Origin of the sequence: Mycobacterium sp. E3251, assembly GCF_001666835.1 — a bacterium.
In the GTDB taxonomy this organism is placed as follows: Bacteria; Actinomycetota; Actinomycetes; order Mycobacteriales; family Mycobacteriaceae; genus Mycobacterium.
Genome location: NZ_LZJF01000007.1, coordinates 17,426 through 33,082, shown reverse-complemented (window position 1 = coordinate 33,082; position 15,657 = coordinate 17,426). Strand labels below are relative to the sequence as shown.

The 15,657-nt window shown below is 67.7% G+C and carries 14 protein-coding genes and 1 riboswitch; of the genes, 8 read left to right on the top strand and 6 right to left on the bottom strand.

The genetic code is table 11. The annotated features are described in order from the left end of the window. The first annotated feature begins 25 nt into the window (after positions 1-25). Positions 26-219, top strand: a riboswitch (cobalamin riboswitch). A gap of 135 nt (positions 220-354) precedes the next feature. Next, positions 355-2,625: a 5-methyltetrahydropteroyltriglutamate--homocysteine S-methyltransferase gene (gene metE, locus A5697_RS00825; RefSeq protein ID WP_068007105.1), complete on the top strand. Its 2,271-nt coding sequence runs from the start codon at positions 355-357 to the stop codon at positions 2,623-2,625. Between the two features lie 68 nt (positions 2,626-2,693). Here the strand turns inward: metE and A5697_RS00820 are convergent, their stop codons facing one another. Continuing rightward, positions 2,694-4,418, bottom strand: coding sequence for a DUF3556 domain-containing protein (locus A5697_RS00820; protein WP_068007103.1), 1,725 nt, complete (start codon positions 4,416-4,418; stop codon positions 2,694-2,696). A 123-nt stretch (positions 4,419-4,541) separates the two neighbouring features. On the opposite strand from A5697_RS00820, the gene A5697_RS00815 reads away from it, so the two are divergent. Continuing rightward, positions 4,542-4,760, top strand: coding sequence for a hypothetical protein (locus A5697_RS00815; RefSeq protein WP_067949788.1), 219 nt, complete (start codon positions 4,542-4,544; stop codon positions 4,758-4,760). A gap of 92 nt (positions 4,761-4,852) precedes the next feature. Here A5697_RS00815 and prpD read toward each other — a convergent pair whose 3' ends face one another. Next, positions 4,853-6,361, bottom strand: coding sequence for a 2-methylcitrate dehydratase PrpD (gene prpD / locus A5697_RS00810; RefSeq protein WP_082953175.1), 1,509 nt, complete (start codon positions 6,359-6,361; stop codon positions 4,853-4,855). Positions 6,362-6,478: 117 nt separating this feature from the next. On the opposite strand from prpD, the gene A5697_RS00805 reads away from it, so the two are divergent. From A5697_RS00805 to A5697_RS00795, 3 genes are all read left to right on the top strand, one after another. Next, positions 6,479-7,843, top strand: coding sequence for an FAD-dependent oxidoreductase (locus tag A5697_RS00805; RefSeq protein ID WP_068007098.1), 1,365 nt, complete (start codon positions 6,479-6,481; stop codon positions 7,841-7,843). A gap of 84 nt (positions 7,844-7,927) precedes the next feature. After that, positions 7,928-8,254 carry a hypothetical protein gene (locus A5697_RS00800; RefSeq protein ID WP_067949782.1) on the top strand — a complete coding sequence of 109 codons (327 nt, stop codon included), beginning with the start codon at positions 7,928-7,930 and terminating at the stop codon, positions 8,252-8,254. 69 nt (positions 8,255-8,323) lie between these two features. Next, positions 8,324-8,812 (top strand): hypothetical protein, encoded by a 489-nt coding sequence (locus A5697_RS00795; RefSeq protein WP_231971931.1) that lies wholly within the window; start codon positions 8,324-8,326, stop codon positions 8,810-8,812. A gap of 208 nt (positions 8,813-9,020) precedes the next feature. On the opposite strand, the gene A5697_RS00790 is transcribed toward A5697_RS00795, so the two are convergent. Further along, complete coding sequence (locus tag A5697_RS00790; protein WP_067949778.1) at positions 9,021-9,530, bottom strand: DoxX family protein; 510 nt, start codon at positions 9,528-9,530, stop codon at positions 9,021-9,023. Between the two features lie 140 nt (positions 9,531-9,670). Between A5697_RS00790 and A5697_RS00785 the strand changes: the two genes are divergently transcribed. Both A5697_RS00785 and A5697_RS00780 read left to right on the top strand, forming a co-directional pair. Then, positions 9,671-11,311 carry a pyruvate, phosphate dikinase gene (locus tag A5697_RS00785; protein ID WP_231971932.1) on the top strand — a complete coding sequence of 547 codons (1,641 nt, stop codon included), beginning with the start codon at positions 9,671-9,673 and terminating at the stop codon, positions 11,309-11,311. Beyond that, positions 11,308-11,922 (top strand): hypothetical protein, encoded by a 615-nt coding sequence (locus A5697_RS00780; RefSeq protein WP_068007090.1) that lies wholly within the window; start codon positions 11,308-11,310, stop codon positions 11,920-11,922. Before A5697_RS00785 ends, A5697_RS00780 begins: the two co-directional genes overlap by 4 nt. On the opposite strand, the gene A5697_RS00775 is transcribed toward A5697_RS00780, so the two are convergent. The 3 genes from A5697_RS00775 to A5697_RS00765 form a co-directional block, all read right to left on the bottom strand. Beyond that, positions 11,923-13,164, bottom strand: a complete 1,242-nt coding sequence (locus A5697_RS00775) for a WS/DGAT domain-containing protein (protein WP_068007087.1) — start codon at positions 13,162-13,164, stop codon at positions 11,923-11,925. Then, entirely contained in the window at positions 13,165-14,070 is a 906-nt protein-coding gene (locus tag A5697_RS00770) for an alpha/beta fold hydrolase (RefSeq protein ID WP_068007084.1), read from the bottom strand. Positions 14,071-14,181: 111 nt separating this feature from the next. Continuing rightward, a complete protein-coding gene (locus A5697_RS00765) occupies positions 14,182-14,655 on the bottom strand; it encodes a VOC family protein (protein ID WP_068007083.1) in 474 nt (157 codons plus the stop codon). A gap of 122 nt (positions 14,656-14,777) precedes the next feature. Here A5697_RS00765 and A5697_RS00760 point away from each other — a divergent pair, with 122 nt between their 5' ends. Next, positions 14,778-15,644, top strand: a complete 867-nt coding sequence (locus tag A5697_RS00760) for an alpha/beta fold hydrolase (protein ID WP_067949766.1) — start codon at positions 14,778-14,780, stop codon at positions 15,642-15,644. The last annotated feature ends 13 nt before the right edge of the window (positions 15,645-15,657 follow it).

Genomic DNA, 15,657 nt, shown 5'->3' with positions numbered 1-15,657 from the left:
CCGTCGCCGCACCACGCGGCTTCGGCATCGAGCGAGGCACGTTAGTAGCGCCCCGCGAGAGGGAACCCGGTGAGAGCCCGGGACTGTCCCGCAGCGGTATGCAGGAACGACCGCCGTCACACAAGCACTGGTCGCAAGACTGGGAAGCGACGGTCAGTAGGAGCACCACCCGGTGCGCGCCTGCGAGTCCGAAGACCTGCCAGCTGTGCCGGGCGCGCCGCGTCCGGCGGCTCATCGCCTCGTGGAATGGGCGTTTGGCTGAATACGTTGCTGTTGTGCGCAAGGTGCACACCGCAACGGATCGGCTGCGCGTCCTCCGGCGGTGACCACCCCGCTGATTGATAGGACCAGACCGTGACCGCTCAACCATTCACCGCCACCGTCACCGGCTCCCCCCGTATCGGGCCAAAACGCGAACTCAAGCGCGCCACCGAGGGCTACTGGGCCGGGCGCACCAGCCGATCGGAGCTGGAATCCGTTGCCGCCACGCTGCGCCGAGACATGTGGGCCGGCCTCGCCGCCGCCGGCCTGGACTCGATACCGGTGAACACCTTCTCCTATTACGACCAGATGCTGGACACGGCGGTGATGCTGGGCGCCCTGCCGTCCCGGGCCGCGCAGGCATCCGACGATCTGGACCGCTACTTCGCCGCCGCGCGCGGCAACTCCGACGTCGCGCCGCTGGAGATGACCAAGTGGTTCGACACCAACTACCACTACCTGGTTCCCGAGATAGAGCCCGCGACCACGTTCTCGCTCAACCCCGACAAGGTGCTCTCCGAGCTGAAAGAAGCTCTCGGGCAAGGGATTCCCGCCCGCCCGGTCGTCATCGGACCGATCACCTTCCTGCTGTTGAGCAAGGCGGTCAACGGCGGTAATGCTCCGATCGAGCGGCTACAGGAGTTGATGCCGATCTACTCGGAGTTGTTGTCCTTGCTCGTCGACAACGGTGCGCAGTGGGTGCAATTCGACGAGCCCGCGTTGGTGACCGACATCTCCGCCGATGCTCCGGCCCTGGCCGAGGCCACGTACAGCGCGCTGGGCAAGGCTGGCAACCGCCCCGCCATCTACGTCGCCACCTATTTCGGCGACCCCGGCGCCGCCCTGGCCGGGCTGGCCCGCACCCCCGTCGAGGCGATCGGCGTCGACCTGGTGTACGGCCCCGACACGGCGGTGGCGGGCATACCGGAATTGGCCGGCAAGACCCTGGTGGCCGGAGTCGTCGACGGGCGCAACGTCTGGCGCACCGACCTGGAGGCGGCGCTCGTCAAGTTGGCTAAGCTGCGGGATTGCGCTGCGAGAGTGGCGGTCTCGACCTCCTGCTCGACGATGCACGTGCCGTACTCACTGGAACCGGAAACCGATCTGGACGACGCGCTGCGCAGCTGGCTGGCGTTCGGCCAGGAGAAGGTCGCCGAGGTGGTGACGCTCGCGCGCGCACTGCGCGACGGACGCGATGCCGTCGCCGATGCGATCGCGGCGTCCAATGCCGCGGTGGCCTCCCGCACGAGCGATCCGCGGCTGCACAACGACCGGCTACGCGAACGCATCGACTCGATCGTCGCGTCGGGCACCCACCGTGGCGACGCCGCGGGGCGCCGGGCCAGCCAGGACGAGCGGCTGCACCTGCCGCCGCTGCCGACCACGACCATCGGCTCCTACCCGCAGACCTCCGCGATCCGCAAGGCGCGCGCCGCGCTGCGCTCCGGCGAGATCGACCAGGCGGAATACGAGAAGCGGATGAAGAAGGAAATCGCCGACGTGATCAAGCTGCAGGAGGAACTCGGGCTCGACGTGCTGGTGCACGGCGAGCCGGAGCGCAACGACATGGTGCAGTACTTCGCCGAGCAGCTGGAGGGCTTTTTCGCCACGCAGAACGGGTGGGTGCAGTCGTACGGCAGCCGCTGCGTGCGGCCGCCGATCCTGTACGGCGACGTGATTCGCACCCACCCGATGACCGTCGAGTGGATCAAGTACGCGCAGTCGTTGACCGACAAGCCGGTGAAGGGCATGCTGACCGGCCCGGTCACCATCCTCGCGTGGTCGTTCGTCCGCGACGATCAGCCGCTGGCCGACACCGCCAACCAGGTTGCGCTGGCCATCCGGGACGAGACCGTGGACCTGGAGTCGGCCGGCATCGCGGTCATCCAGGTCGACGAGCCGGCGCTGCGCGAGCTGCTGCCGCTGCGCCGCGCCGATCAGGAGGACTACTTGCGTTGGGCCGTAGGGTCTTTCCGGCTGGCCACCTCCGGCGTCGCCGACGCCACGCAGATCCACACGCACCTGTGCTACTCGGAGTTCGGTGAGGTGATCGGGGCGATCGCCGACCTGGACGCCGACGTGACGTCGATCGAGGCGGCACGTTCACACATGGAGGTGCTGGACGACCTCAACTCGATCGGCTTCTCCAACAGCGTCGGCCCCGGCGTCTACGACATCCACTCGCCGCGGGTGCCGAGCACCGCCGAGATGGCTGAGTCCTTGCGCGCGGCGCTGAGAGCCGTTCCGGCGGAACGGCTCTGGGTCAACCCCGACTGCGGGCTGAAGACGCGCAACTCCGACGAAGTCACCGCGTCGCTGAAGAACATGGTCGCCGCCGCGCGGGAGGTGCGGGCGGGGGCTTAGCGTTCCGCGAGCGTAACCGCACCGCGCTTTTCACGCGGTTATTTCGCAGTGCGGTTACGCTCGCGAACCTATCCCGACAGCACCTCGACGGGGACGTCGTCGGCCCACGGTTGCCGGGTCACCATGTCGGCGACCCGGACGATGCCGCGCTCGAACTCGCCCGTCGCCGCGTCCACCAGCCGATAGGCCTGGGTCTGCTTGTGGATGGGCTGCGCGTCGAGCAGGACCACTCGCACCTCGCCCGGCGCGAAGTGGCAGCGCTCCTGCAGGGCGGCGATCAGCTGTTCGTTGTGCATGTGGCCGTCGCCGAAATTCCAGCCGATGGCGGTGCTGCAGATGCGCTCGCCGTCGGTCAGGACGTAGTCGTCCTCGTTCTGGCCCGCCATCGCGCGGTGCGCGAGCGTGAACAAGGCACGGCCGTGAGTGTTGAACCCGCGGAAGGCATATCCCATATAGAGCGGGATTTGCGCGGCCTCCGGGCTGCCGTAGAACCGCTCCAGCTGGGCCTGCGGCATGCTCGCGATCGCCACGATGCCGCGGGTGATCTTGTCGGTGGCCGAGGGCTTGATGCACCACAGCGTGGTGTCCCAGTTGCCGGCGTAATACCGCATCCCCGGCAGGAACGAGATCTTGCGCGGAAACATGTTGCCCAGCAGGACGATTCCTGCGATGACGACGAACAAGATCGCCACCACCACGGGGTGCCTCAGGTCGCGCAGACCGAGGCGGGCGTGCGCGACGAACAACGACAGCACCCCGAAGATCATGAAGACGTTCCACTCCAGCGGGACGCCCATGGGGATCGACACCAGGATGCCCAGGTGGAAACAGACCATGACTATGGCGGCAACCGTGATGGGCCAGCCGCCGTGGCAGAAGAACAGCGGCAGCGGCACCAGCATTTCGATCGCCGTGCTGAGGTGCGCCACCCACCGCGACAACCGCCCGGGCCGCAGATCGTCCGGGAACTTCTCGAAGAACTGCCGCTTCAGCCACCGGGGCCGCACCAGCGGGTTGTTGGACATCATCGTGGAGATCACGAACGGGAAGTGCTTGTTGAGCTTCGACGTCGCGGCGCCCATCCAGATGACCAGGAACACCACCTTGGACCCGATGATCATGTCGGGCGCACCGAAGAGGAAGGTGACCGCCATCGTCGCGTACACCTCGCCGCGGGCGGCCAGGAAGATCACCTTGTCGCGCAGCCCGAGCACGCCGAGCAGCAGCAGGATGAGGACGATCTTCCAGACGGGCAGCAGCCCGATCGTGGTGCCCAACTCGGGCATCGGTCCGGTACCGTCGGCGAACAGCGCCGCGAAAGTCACCAGCAGGAACAGCGCGTACAGCGCGACATCAATCGGCTTGCGCTTAGTGCCCGCGGTAAGCGGGACCCGGTCCGGCCAGGGTGGCAGTCGGATGGTGCCGAACCGCATCCAGTACAGGATCGAGCCCATCGGCGGGAAGAACCGGTTGTTCAGCGGCCCGAAGCCGCAACCGAGCCCGATCACTTCGAACAGCATCGTGTAGAGCACGACCTTCTCGAAGACGATCGGCTCCGACCACCACGACGCGACGTGGGTGAACCCACCCAGGCCCCTGGTGGCCGAGGCGAACAGCCACGCGAAGAGGATGTAGAGCAGGATTTTGACGACGTAGAACAGGTGCAGCGCGACCGGCGTGCCGAAGCCGACCTCGGCCCAGTGCCTGGCCATCGGGCGGATCTTTTCGCTACGGGTGCCCTTGTTCCACTCGGCCATGTCGAGCTGCGGCAGCTCGGGCTTGAGAAATCCCATGGTGGTCAGATTAGAACGTGTTCTAGGCGCGCGTGACCCAAGCCCGGCAAGAAGGCTTTGCCTGCGACGACGCCCCCGGATAGCGTGAAACCGGATCGGCGCGGCCCCTAGGAGGCGTCCACCATGACCAGGTTTCAAATTCTCATATCGGCCGCAGCGCTGGCGGCGTTCGTCAGTGCCGTGCCCGTCGCCCGCGCCGACGCGCCCGCGCCCGGTGATGCCTGCACGGTCCTGCATGCGACCACCCAGGATGCCAACAACAGGACGATGTGGTGCAACCCCACGATGACGGGCACCCACGACCTGGTGTGGCAATACGGCGGGCCCGCCCCCAGCCCCTAGCTCGCCCGCGCTTTCCGGGTGAGCCGAGGGCGGGAACCACGTGAAATTACCGCGCTGGACGCACACTGAAAACCGTTTGTGCACAAGCGATTTCACTCACGAAAGAGTCCCGGCGGCGTCACCGGCGCCCGCCCGAGCGCCCGCGGATCAACCGTCACGTTGAGCGCGCCGAGATCGCCCGACCGCAGATCGGCGAGCGCGTCCACGGTGGAGAGAAACCGTTCCCGCTCGGCCGGTTCCACCACGTCGCCGGCGAGCTCGGTGAACTTCTGCACGTACTGCGGACGCCGGAAGGGCCGGGCGCCCAGCGGATGGGCGTCGGCGACGGCCAGCTCGTCGACGATCACTTCCCCGCTCTTCAGCGTGACCTCGGCGCGTGCCCCGAACGCCTTCTCGGCGGGATCCGTCGTGTGGTAGCGGCGGGTCCATTCCGGATCCTCCACCGTCGAGATCTTGTGCCACAGCTCGACGGTGTCGGGCCGGTGGGCCCGCTCGGCAGCGTAGGAGCGTTCGTGGTGCCAGCTGCCGTCCTGCAGCGCAACGGCGAAGATGTAGGGCAGCGAGTGGTCGAGCGTCTCCCGCGACGCGTCCGGATCGAACTTCTGCGGATCCCCGGAGCCCGTTCCGATGACTACATGGGTGTGGTGGCTGGTGTGCAGTACGACCCTCGCGATCTCACCGAGGTCGCGGATGCGCTCGCGTAACCGTCGGGCCAGGTCGATCGGCGCCTGGCTCTGGTATTCGGCCGAGTGCTCCTTGGTATAGCTGTCCAGAATCGCGCGCTTCGGCTCGCCGGGAGCGGGCAGCGGCACGCGGTATTCACGTTCGGGCCCACCCAGCAGCCTGGCGATCACCCCGTCCTCGCCCTCCCAGATGGGCGCCGGAGATCCCTCGCCGCGCATCGCCCGATCGACGGCCTCGATCGCGACCTTGCCGGAGTGGGCCGGGGCGAAGGCCTTCCAACTGGAGATCAGCCCCTTGCGGGATTGGCGGGTGCTGGTGGTCAGGTGCAGCGCCTGCCCGACCGCCTGGTAGATCGTCTCGGTGTCCAACCGCAGCATGGTCCCGATGCCAGCCGCCACGGACGGCCCCAGATGCGCGACATGGTCGATCTTGTACTCGTGCAGGCAGATTCCGCGGGCCAGGTCGATCTGTATCTCGTAGGCGGTGGCCAGGCCGCGGATCAGGTCGGCGCCGGGCAGGCCCAGCTGCTGGGCGACAGCGACCAGCGGGGGGATGTTGTCACCCGGGTGGGAGTACTCGGCGGCCAAAAACGTGTCGTGGAAGTCGAGTTCGCGCACCGCGACGCTGTTGGCCCAGGCCGCCCACTCGACCGAATAGGTTCCGTCGACGCCGAAAACCCTGGCCCCGCAGCGCACGGGACGGGCCAGCGCCTGTTGTCGCGCCACGGTGACGGGCCGGCGCAGCACGGCGGCGGCGCTCACCGCCGCGTTGTCGATGATCCGGTTCGCCACCATCTCCGCGGTTTCCGGTTCGACGGCAACCAGGTCGGCGGCGACTTCGGCGATCTTGGCGGCGAGGTGTTCGGGACGGGGAAAGTCGTCGGAGCTGCGCCGTGTCCGAACCGTATGCACCAACACAAATTGGCACCCTATGGGTGGCGATAATGCGTGCGGAAATCTGCGTGAACCCGCTCCTGCCGATGCCGCCGGCGGTGTAATTTGCTGCTGGGTGGGGCATAGGTTGAGGAGCCAGCCATGTCAGAGGTCGACTATTGCGTGGTCGGAGCGGGATTCGCGGGATTGACGGCCGCCCTGCGGTTGAAGCGGGCGGGTCATTCGGTGGCCTTGCTGGAGGCGCGCGACAGGGTCGGCGGCCGCACCTTCACCGAGTACCGCCCCGACGGTACGTGGATCGATCGCGGCGGCGCATGGATCGGACCGGGCCAGGACCGGATCTACGCGCTGATGGACGAGTTCGGCGTCTCCGAGTACAAGCAGCACAACGACGGCGACGCCATGATGATCGTCGACGGCAAGAAGCACCGCTACGGCGGCACCGTCCCCTGGACGATGAGCCCATGGGCGGTCGCCAACCTCGGCGTCGGTTTGCTGTCGATCGAGAAAATGGCCAAATCGCTTCCGTGCGAGGCGCCTTGGGACGCCAAACACGCCGACGAGTGGGACCGCATCAGCCTGGGCGAGTGGATCGAGCAGAACACCATGTCCAAGCAGGCCCGCGAAATGCTGGACATGGCTTTTGCCGGCCTCTACACCTCGGCTGCGTCAGAGACGTCCTTGCTGTGGGGGTTGTTGCAGACGGCGTCCGCGGGCGGGCTGACGTTCGCGATTTCGGGGAAGGGCGGCTCCCAGGACGCCCGCCCGGTCGGGGGAATGGGCGCGATTTACGGTCCCATCGCGGCCGAATTGGGTGACGCGGTGCACCTTTCGCAACCGGTCCGGCAAATCGCCCAGGACTCCGACGGCGTGACGGTGACCGCCGCCGACCTGACGGTGCGCGCCCGGCGAGTCATTGTGGCGATCCCGCTGGCGATCGCCGCCTCGATCGTCTACGAGCCGTTGCTGCCGGTGGATCGGGCGATGCTGCACCATCGGATGCCGAGCGGCGCGGTGATCAAGACGTCGATCATCTACGACGAGCCGTTCTGGCGCGCCGACGGGCTGTCGGGTCAATCGGCCGCACCGGGATCCCCGGCCACCCTGACGATCGACGCCTGCACGGACACCGGTGACCCCGGCGTCATGTGCGTCATCACCGAAGGGCCCGCGGCGCGGCGGCTGACCAAGCTCAACGAGGCCGAGCGCAGAGCGGCGCTCGTCGGTGAGCTGGTGGACCGGTTCGGTGAGAAGGCGAGGACGCCGCAGGAGTACCACGAGCAGAACTGGACCGTCGAGCGCTACTCCGGCGGGGGGATGATCAGCCACGCCCCGACCGGCGTGCTGACCGAATTCGGTTACACCCTGCGCGAGCCCTGCGGCCGAATCCACTGGGCGGGGACGGAAAGCTCGGCCGTCATGTGCGGGTGGATCGACGGCGCGATCCGCTCCGGTGAGCGCGCGGCGACCGAAGTGCGGGAGGCCGAGACAGCGGCGGTCGCCTAGCCGGCCACTTCTGGTTCAGGGCCCGCGGTTTGGATGTAACGTCGCACTGGCTGGCCGACCAGCGGCACGGGGGGAGGAGACACTGTGGGCTTCTTCAGGAAGAAAAGTCACTCCGCACAAGCTCTCAGTGCGGAAAAGGTCTACTACTCCACCCCTTTTGGCAACACTAAAGACGGCAGACAAAAGGCTTTCTTACTAGGACGCGGCGAAATGCAGTTCTTCCCGGTGTTCCGCAGCAGGGAGTCGCTTATCGACTTCTTTGAGAAGATGAATCGTGCGGGCTACATGATTCTCGAGGGAGACGTACAGAGTGTCCTCGAAACTAATCGCTCGATCGAGCTGATGAAGGACGTCGCCATCGTGATTGAGCCCCTGAGCGAAAATCCCGTTGAGATCATGCCCAACTCATGACAGAAATCGGCGGCTGAATGGATCGAGGGGGAACCGTTGCGTACCAGGGTAATTGATGTAGTGGCCGTCGTGGCGGCCATCGCGTCGGCCGCACTGACTCTTCTGCCATGGGTCGATGTCAGCCCGTTGGGCCTGCCCATTCGCTGGAATGGTCTGGGCATCTACATCGGCGAGCACGGCGATCACTATGGTGGCCTGTTCACCGGCCTGGTCAACGGCACGCCGGGGTGGGTCGTACTGATCGCCTCGATTGCCGCCGGCGGCGCGCTGCTTGGCGCGAGCCGAGTGCGGGTGCTCGGATTCGTGGCGTGCGGATGCGCGGTCGTCGCATTCCTCAGCGCCGTCTTGTGTCTGGCGTATCCGGCCGTACTCGCCGGCGACGCCAAGAACGAATTAGGCATATCCGTGGTCCCCGACCGGCAAGTGCTGAACTCCTGGGCGTTGATCGCCGAAGCCGCCTCCACCGGCGTACTGGTGGTATGCGCCACGCTTACCGTTGCCAAAAGGAAGAGGGCTGTCAGCGAACCATCCACTCCGCAGGTGAACCGGCAGAGCTGACCTTGGCCGCGGTATCAAAGTCGAGACACATCGCTACGGATAGCGCGACTTCAAGTGCGCTCGGCGTCCGCGATCCCGGTAAGCCGCTCATCCCGCAGGACTCACACCGCTATCCATCGGAACACCCGGAGCGCTGGCATCAGTCAGTCGCGCCAGCGGATAGAAGTACTCGCCACGGCCATCGCACGCCGGCGCGGTCGGTCGCCAGCTAACCGGCCTGCTTAGCGGGAGGACGGTAGAAGATCACCAGCTGGCCGAGCGCTCCGGCCAGGCCGAGCACGACAGAGATGAGTAAGCCGCGCCAGCCGTCCATCCAGTTGTGCCCGAACACGACGTAGTCCAGGCTCAGCTTTCCGGCGCCCAGGGTGGCGACGACCACGGCGCTGACCGCCAGGACCAGGTTGTACTCCCAGCCCTCCTTGACGATGAAGAAGCCGTTGGCGCGGTGCACCGTCCAGGCCGCGACCAGCATCAACGACACGAAGCCGGCGGCGGGGATCGGGGTGAGCAGACCGGCGGCCAGGCCCAACCCGGCGGCCATCTCGGTCGTGGCAGCCACGGTGGCGTGGAACTTGCCCGGCTTCATGCCGATGCTTTCGAACCACCGCGCGGTGCCCGGGATGCGGCCGCCACCGAAGAACTTGTTGTAGCCATGCGCGGCCAACGTCACGCCCAACACCAGCCGCAAGATCAGTAACCCGACGTCGTAGGGAGTCATACCTGCAAACCTAGATCATCGGGCGGACCGGATAACAGGACCGCCGAGCAGCTAACTCCCGCGGCGCGTGTGGGAACATTGCGGACGTTCCGACATTGGCCGATCGGCAGCCGACCAGAAGGGGGTGCACCACGGCTCGTATCGCACGAGGCAGCGGCGCTCCCTGTGGCGCGTCTAGCGCCTCGCCTGACGGGCATTCCGTGGTGTTACTGGACGGCACGGCCAGTCATCCGCGGGCGCTGCTGGGCAACAAGGGCCACGGCATCGAGGTGATGCACCGCCACGGTCTGCCGGTGCCGCCCGCCTTCTGCATCACCACCGAGGTGGGGCTGCGGTACCTCGCCGACCCCGGGGCCACCATCGACGCGATCTGGGCCGACGTGCTGGACCGGATGAGCTGGCTGGAGGCGCAGACTTCGCGCACGTTCGGTCGGGGCCCGCGTCCGCTGCTGGTCAGCGTGCGCTCGGGGGCCACCCAGTCGATGCCGGGCATGATGGACACGATCTTGGACCTCGGCATGAACGATGATGTCGAGCAGGCGCTCGCCGCCGCCGGCGCCGCCGCGTTCGCCCGCGACACGCGCCGGCGGTTCGACCGCATGTATCGGCGCATCGTCGGATTGGACGAACAAGAATCGGCGCCCGCCGACCCCTATGCGCAGCTACGCGCCGGCATCGAGGCGGTGTTCGCCTCGTGGAACTCGCCCCGGGCCCTCGCCTACCGCGCCCATTCCGGCGGCGACGATCAGAGCGGCACGGCTGTCGTCGTGCAGGCGATGGTGTTCGGCAACCACGGCCCCGATTCCGGTGCGGGCGTTCTCATTTCACGCAATCCCGTCACCGGCGACCGCACACCGTTCGGCGAATGGCTACCCGGCGGACAGGGTGACGACGTGGTGTCCGGGTCGGTCGACGTCGAGCCGGTCACCGCCCTGCGCGAAGAGCAGCCGGCCGTCTACGACGACTTGATGGACGCCGCCCGCAGATTGGAGCGACTCGGGTCCGACGTTCAAGAGATCGAGTTCACCGTCGAAGACGGCAAACTCTGGCTGCTGCAGACACGGGGCGCGGAGCGGTCGGCGCAGGCAGCGGTGCGCCTCGCATTACAGCTGCGGCACGAGGGGCTCATCGACGACGCGGAGACGCTGAGACGGGTGACCCCGGCGCACGTACAAACTCTGCTGCTACCGGCATTACAGCCGGAAATACGTTTGTCGGCAAGACTTCTGGCCAAGGGATTGCCGGCCTGCCCGGGCGTCGCGTCGGGCAGGGCATACACCGACGTCGACGAGGCGCTCGATGCCGCCGAGCGAGGTGAGCCGGTGATCCTGGTGCGCGATCACACCCGGCCGGAAGACGTCTCCGGCATGCTCGCCGCGCAAGGCATCGTCACCGAGGTCGGCGGGGCGGCCAGCCACGCGGCGGTGGTCAGCCGCGAACTCGGCCGGGTGGCTGTGGTGGGTTGTGGCCCTGGGGTCGCCGCATCCCTGGCCGGCAAGCTGATCACCGTCGACGGCGCGAAAGGCGAAGTGCGCGAGGGCAACCTGAGCCTGTCCGCGTGGTCCGAAAGCGATACACCCGAACTGCGGGAGTTGGCCGACATCGCCCGACGGCTCAGCCCGCTGCGCGCCCACACCTCTGGCGGCCACATGCGGCTGGATGACGCCACCGACGACGCGGTCGCGGAGGCGATGAAACGCGGACACACCGACGTCGTTTCGGCCACCCCGCTGATCGTCATGCTGACCGCGCTGCGGCTCGCGGGCGAGACCACGCCATGACCGAATTGGCGGTGTTGCAAGCGGTTCGGCTGAAGGGCCGGCTACGTCCCGCCGAGCTTGCCGCGACACTCAACGAAGACCTCGCCGACGTGACGGCCGTCGTCGAACAGTTGACCGCGGCAGGCCTACTGGTCAACGAGGCGACCGTGCGGATCACCCCCGCCGGGCGCGACCGGCTCGCGACGCTACTGGCCGAGGAGCGCAGCGGTGCCGACCGGGCGGCGCTGGCCGCCGCCTACGACGACTTTCGGCCCGTCAACGCCGATTTCAAATCCTTGGTCACCGACTGGCAGCTCAAGGGCGGTCCCGACGGCACCCCGAACGCGCACGACGACGCGGAATACGACGCGGCGGTGCTGGCCCGCCTCGACGATTTGCATGCGCGGGTGCTGCCCATCATCGAGTCGGTCGCGGCGCAGCTGCCGCGGCTGAACGCATACCCGGCGAAACTGGTTGCGGCGCTGGGCAAAGTGCGGGCAGGCGAGACGGCATGGCTGACCAGGCCGCTCATCGATTCTTACCACACCGTGTGGTTCGAGCTGCACGAGGAGCTGATCTCCGCCGTCGGCCTCACGCGGGAGGAAGCCGCCCGATCCGGTGACGCGCAGTAGCTACAACACCGCGTCGAGAAGCCGCACGTAGGCATCGATGTCGGGGACGGCCGACTCGGCGGCGTGCACGCTGACCGCGATGGTGTCGCCGATGCCGTGCACGCCATGCGTCAGCCCCATCACCGGCGACAGCGCCGGGTAGCCGGCCGTCAGGACCACCCGGGTTCCGCCGAAGGTCAGATCGGCCGGCCCGCGGTACACGCTGGACAACACGGTGTTGCCGGATACCTGCTCGGGGCGGACATCGAAATCGAATTGGGCTACGCCCCAACGTAAGAGGGCTGCGGGTACCGCCGCGAAGGCTCGGTCGGCGTAACGCGTGGCCGGATGCGCGAAGCGGCGCCGGCCGTTGGCCAGCTCCGCCGCGATCCGCTCGGCGCGGGCTTCCCACCCCAGCTTCGGATACAGACCCACCGTGACGTTACCGAAGTGGTTATACGCATGCGCGACACCGGGTTTGGCCATCGGAACCTCGGCGCCCAGCGTATCGGCGGCGTCGCCCAGCAACTCGTAAAGCGCCGCGGATATCGCCGTCAGCGCGCCCACCGTGACAGTAGGGCCGCGCAACTGCGAGCGGTGCCGCACCAGCGTGCGCACCGACCGGGCCGCGCCAGGCCGCGCATTCGTCGGCAGCAGTGGCCGGGGATCTGCCTTGGCGGTCAGCAGACCCGCGCGAGTGTCGCACTCCAACTGCCGATGGGCGCGAGCCGCCTGCGCGGCTCGCCACGGCAAGAATCCGGCCCGCAGCCGCCGCACCCCGGGCACGTGGTCCGGCCGGCCGAAGAGCCAACCCGCCATCGCGGAGGCTCGGGCCCCGTCGGCCAGCGCGTGCGCGACCTGCATTACGGCCACGCTCCCCGGTCCGGTCACGCCCGGGATGCCCAGCACCGCGCTGAAGACATGCAGCCGCCAGGGCATCCGGCGCACGTCCAGCTGGTCGCCGGCAAGGGCGACGACGGCGGCCAGGCAGCCGGCCCAGCTGCGGTCCTCGAGGTCGTGGCGGACGACCTGGTCGGGCGTGACGGCCGCGGGAACCCACTGCGGATACACGAGCGGGCCGCGATCCCGCAGCCGCAGCGCCAGCTCCGGATCCTCGCTGGCCCGCCGGCGGAGTTGCTCAATGACGTGGGCGTAGTCGACGGGCTCGCCGTCGAACGCGTAGAGCAAGAACTCGTCGTTGGGAATCTTGGCCGACATCCAGTAGAACTGCGCATCGACAGCGGCCAACCGCTGCGGCGCCATTCAGCCGGGTGAGCCGATGAACCCGAGGATCAGGTCGGCGACCTTGTCGGGCTGCTCGAGCTGCAGGAAGTGCCCAGCGTGATCCACGATCGCCATCTCGCTGCCCGGCGGCAACACCTTCTCCGCCCAGCGGGCGAAAGCCGATGTCATGCAGCCGTCGTCGCGGCCATGCAGGTACAGGCACGGCCACACCGGCTCCGCTGTCCACAGCTCGTTCAGTTCGGCATACTGCGCCGGCGGCCGGGTGTTGCGGAGCGTGGCGCGGTACGGTCCGAGCGCCGCACGCCAGCTCTCCGGCGTCCCGATCGCCGCGTCGACGTGGCGCAGATCCTCGTCGGCACGATAGCCCGGTGACCACCGCCGCCACAGCAGCGGCAGCACCCAGGACGCGGAATGCTCTGGCAACAAGGGCAATTGGAAGTACATGATGTACCAGCTGCGCAGCAGTTGACGCGCCAGTTGGCCGGCCAGCCGTCCGCGCTCCGCCGCGCCTGCCTTGCGGCGGAAGGCCGCGGACGGCGGCACCGACATGATCACGGCCTTGGTGAACGGGCTGTCGGGCATGGCGGCCAGACCGGTGGTGGCGATCGCACCCCAGTCGTGGCCGATCACCACGTCACCGTCGGTGCCGCCGGCTGCCGAGCGCACCCGCAAGGCGTCGTCCATCATTGCGCCGACGTGATAGCTGCCGTCGGCCGGGATCGACGACGGCGCGTATCCGCGCATGAAGGGGGCCACCACCCGCCAGCCGGACTCGACGAGCCGGGGAGCGATCTTGCGGAACCCGTAGGGCGTGTCGGGGAAGCCGTGCAGGCACAAGGCGATGGGGCCACCGCGTGGCCCCCAGGTGAGTGCCTTCAGGTCCCCCGCAGGGCTGGGCACGTCGATCCAGCCTGGTTCACCCATGTCCACTCCCTGCTCGGCGCGTCCGCACGGACCAACCTAACGCGTGCGGGCCCGCGACGCACCGACCGCATGCCCCAAGCGGTCAAAGCGGTGCTGCCACAGGGAGTTTCGCTAAACCTGCGCGGCGGCCCGATCCAAATCGGCGATGACGATCTTTCGCATGCCATACATCGCTTGAGTGGCGGCCGCCGCGCGTGCCCGGTCGGGGTCGCTGATCAGCTCGTAGAGCCGGTCCGGGACGATCTGCCAGCTGAGGCCGAAGCGGTCCTTGCACCAACCGCACTGCGATTCCTCGCCGCCGTCGGTCAACCGCTCCCAGTAGTAGTCGACCTCGTCCTGGTCCTTGCAGTGGATGGTGAACGACACCGCTTCGGTGAAGTGGAAGTGCGGGCCGCCGTTGATGCCGATGAACCGGGTGCCGTCCAGCACGAAGCTGCCGGACAGGACGGTGCCCGGCTCGCCCGGTCCGGCCTCCGTGGTTCGGTTGAGGCCCTCGATGTGAGAGTTCGGGAAAATCGAGGTGTAGAACCTGGCCGCCTCCTCCAGGTCATGGTCGAACCACAGCGACGGGGTGATCGATGGCATAGGCCCGGGTCTCCTTTTTGATCGTTGGTGTTGTCACTGGGTAGACCCCGGCCAGCGGGAAAACTCATCGCGTCGCCGACCCGCGAGACGGTGCTTAAGCCCCCTATGTAACGTCAGGTCGCATGAGCACCGTCAGCAGCCTCCCTCAGACGGTCGAGTTTTCCGGTGTCGGCGGCATCACCCTGGTCGCCGACGAATGGAATGGCGGGACCGACGGCGCGGGGCGCCCGAGCGTCCTCATGCTGCACGGTGGCGGCCAGAACCGGCATTCCTGGAAAAACACCGGCCAAACGCTCGCCGACGAGGGCTTGCACGTCGTCGCAGTCGACAGCCGGGGACACGGTGACAGCGATCGCGCACCCAATGCCGACTACGACGTCGAGACCCTGACCGCCGATGTCTTGAAGGTGATCGAGGCGATCGGCCGGCCGGTGATGATCATCGGCGCGAGCATGGGCGGGCTGACCGGCATCCTCGCCGCCCACCGGGCGGGGCCCGCGGTGGTGACCCGACTGGTCCTCGTCGACGTGGTGCCCCGATTCGAGAAGGGCGGCAGCGCCCGCATTCGCGACTTCATGATCAGCGGCCTCGACGGTTTCGACTCCCTGGAGGAGGCCGCCGACGCCGTCGCCGCCTACCTCCCATACCGGGACAAGCCGCGCAGCCCCGAGGGCCTGAAGAAGAACCTGCGCCTGCGCGAGAACGGCCGCTGGTACTGGCACTGGGACCCGGCGTTCATGACCAAGCCCGGCGACGATCCCGAGCTGCGCACCGAGAAGTTCGAGCAGGCGGCGAAGAGCCTCTCGATTCCCGTCCTACTGATCCGCGGGAAGCTGTCCGACGTGGTGAGCCCCGAGGGCGTCCGGCATTTCCTGGCCAGCGTGCCCCGCGCGGAGTTCGTCGAGCTGTCCAACGCCGGGCACACCGCGGCCGGCGACGACAACGACGCGTTCAGCGACGCCGTGGTGAAGTTCGTCAAGCGGCACTGATTGGCCGCGATCC

What these genes read in the sequence shown, in the direction of transcription:
- A5697_RS00815 (WP_067949788.1), top strand. Translation starts at nt 4,542, where the DNA reads ATGACCAGGTTTCAAATTCTCATATCGGCCGCAGCGCTGGCGGCGTTC.
- A5697_RS00775 (WP_068007087.1), bottom strand. Translation starts at nt 13,164, where the DNA reads ATGGCGCCGCAGCGGTTGGCCGCTGTCGATGCGCAGTTCTACTGGATG.
- A5697_RS00805 (WP_068007098.1), top strand. Translation starts at nt 6,479, where the DNA reads ATGTCAGAGGTCGACTATTGCGTGGTCGGAGCGGGATTCGCGGGATTG.
- A5697_RS00790 (WP_067949778.1), bottom strand. Translation starts at nt 9,530, where the DNA reads ATGACTCCCTACGACGTCGGGTTACTGATCTTGCGGCTGGTGTTGGGC.
- A5697_RS00820 (WP_068007103.1), bottom strand. Translation starts at nt 4,418, where the DNA reads ATGGGATTTCTCAAGCCCGAGCTGCCGCAGCTCGACATGGCCGAGTGG.
- A5697_RS00765 (WP_068007083.1), bottom strand. Translation starts at nt 14,655, where the DNA reads ATGCCATCGATCACCCCGTCGCTGTGGTTCGACCATGACCTGGAGGAG.
- A5697_RS00770 (WP_068007084.1), bottom strand. Translation starts at nt 14,070, where the DNA reads ATGGGTGAACCAGGCTGGATCGACGTGCCCAGCCCTGCGGGGGACCTG.
- A5697_RS00760 (WP_067949766.1), top strand. Translation starts at nt 14,778, where the DNA reads ATGAGCACCGTCAGCAGCCTCCCTCAGACGGTCGAGTTTTCCGGTGTC.
- A5697_RS00780 (WP_068007090.1), top strand. Translation starts at nt 11,308, where the DNA reads ATGACCGAATTGGCGGTGTTGCAAGCGGTTCGGCTGAAGGGCCGGCTA.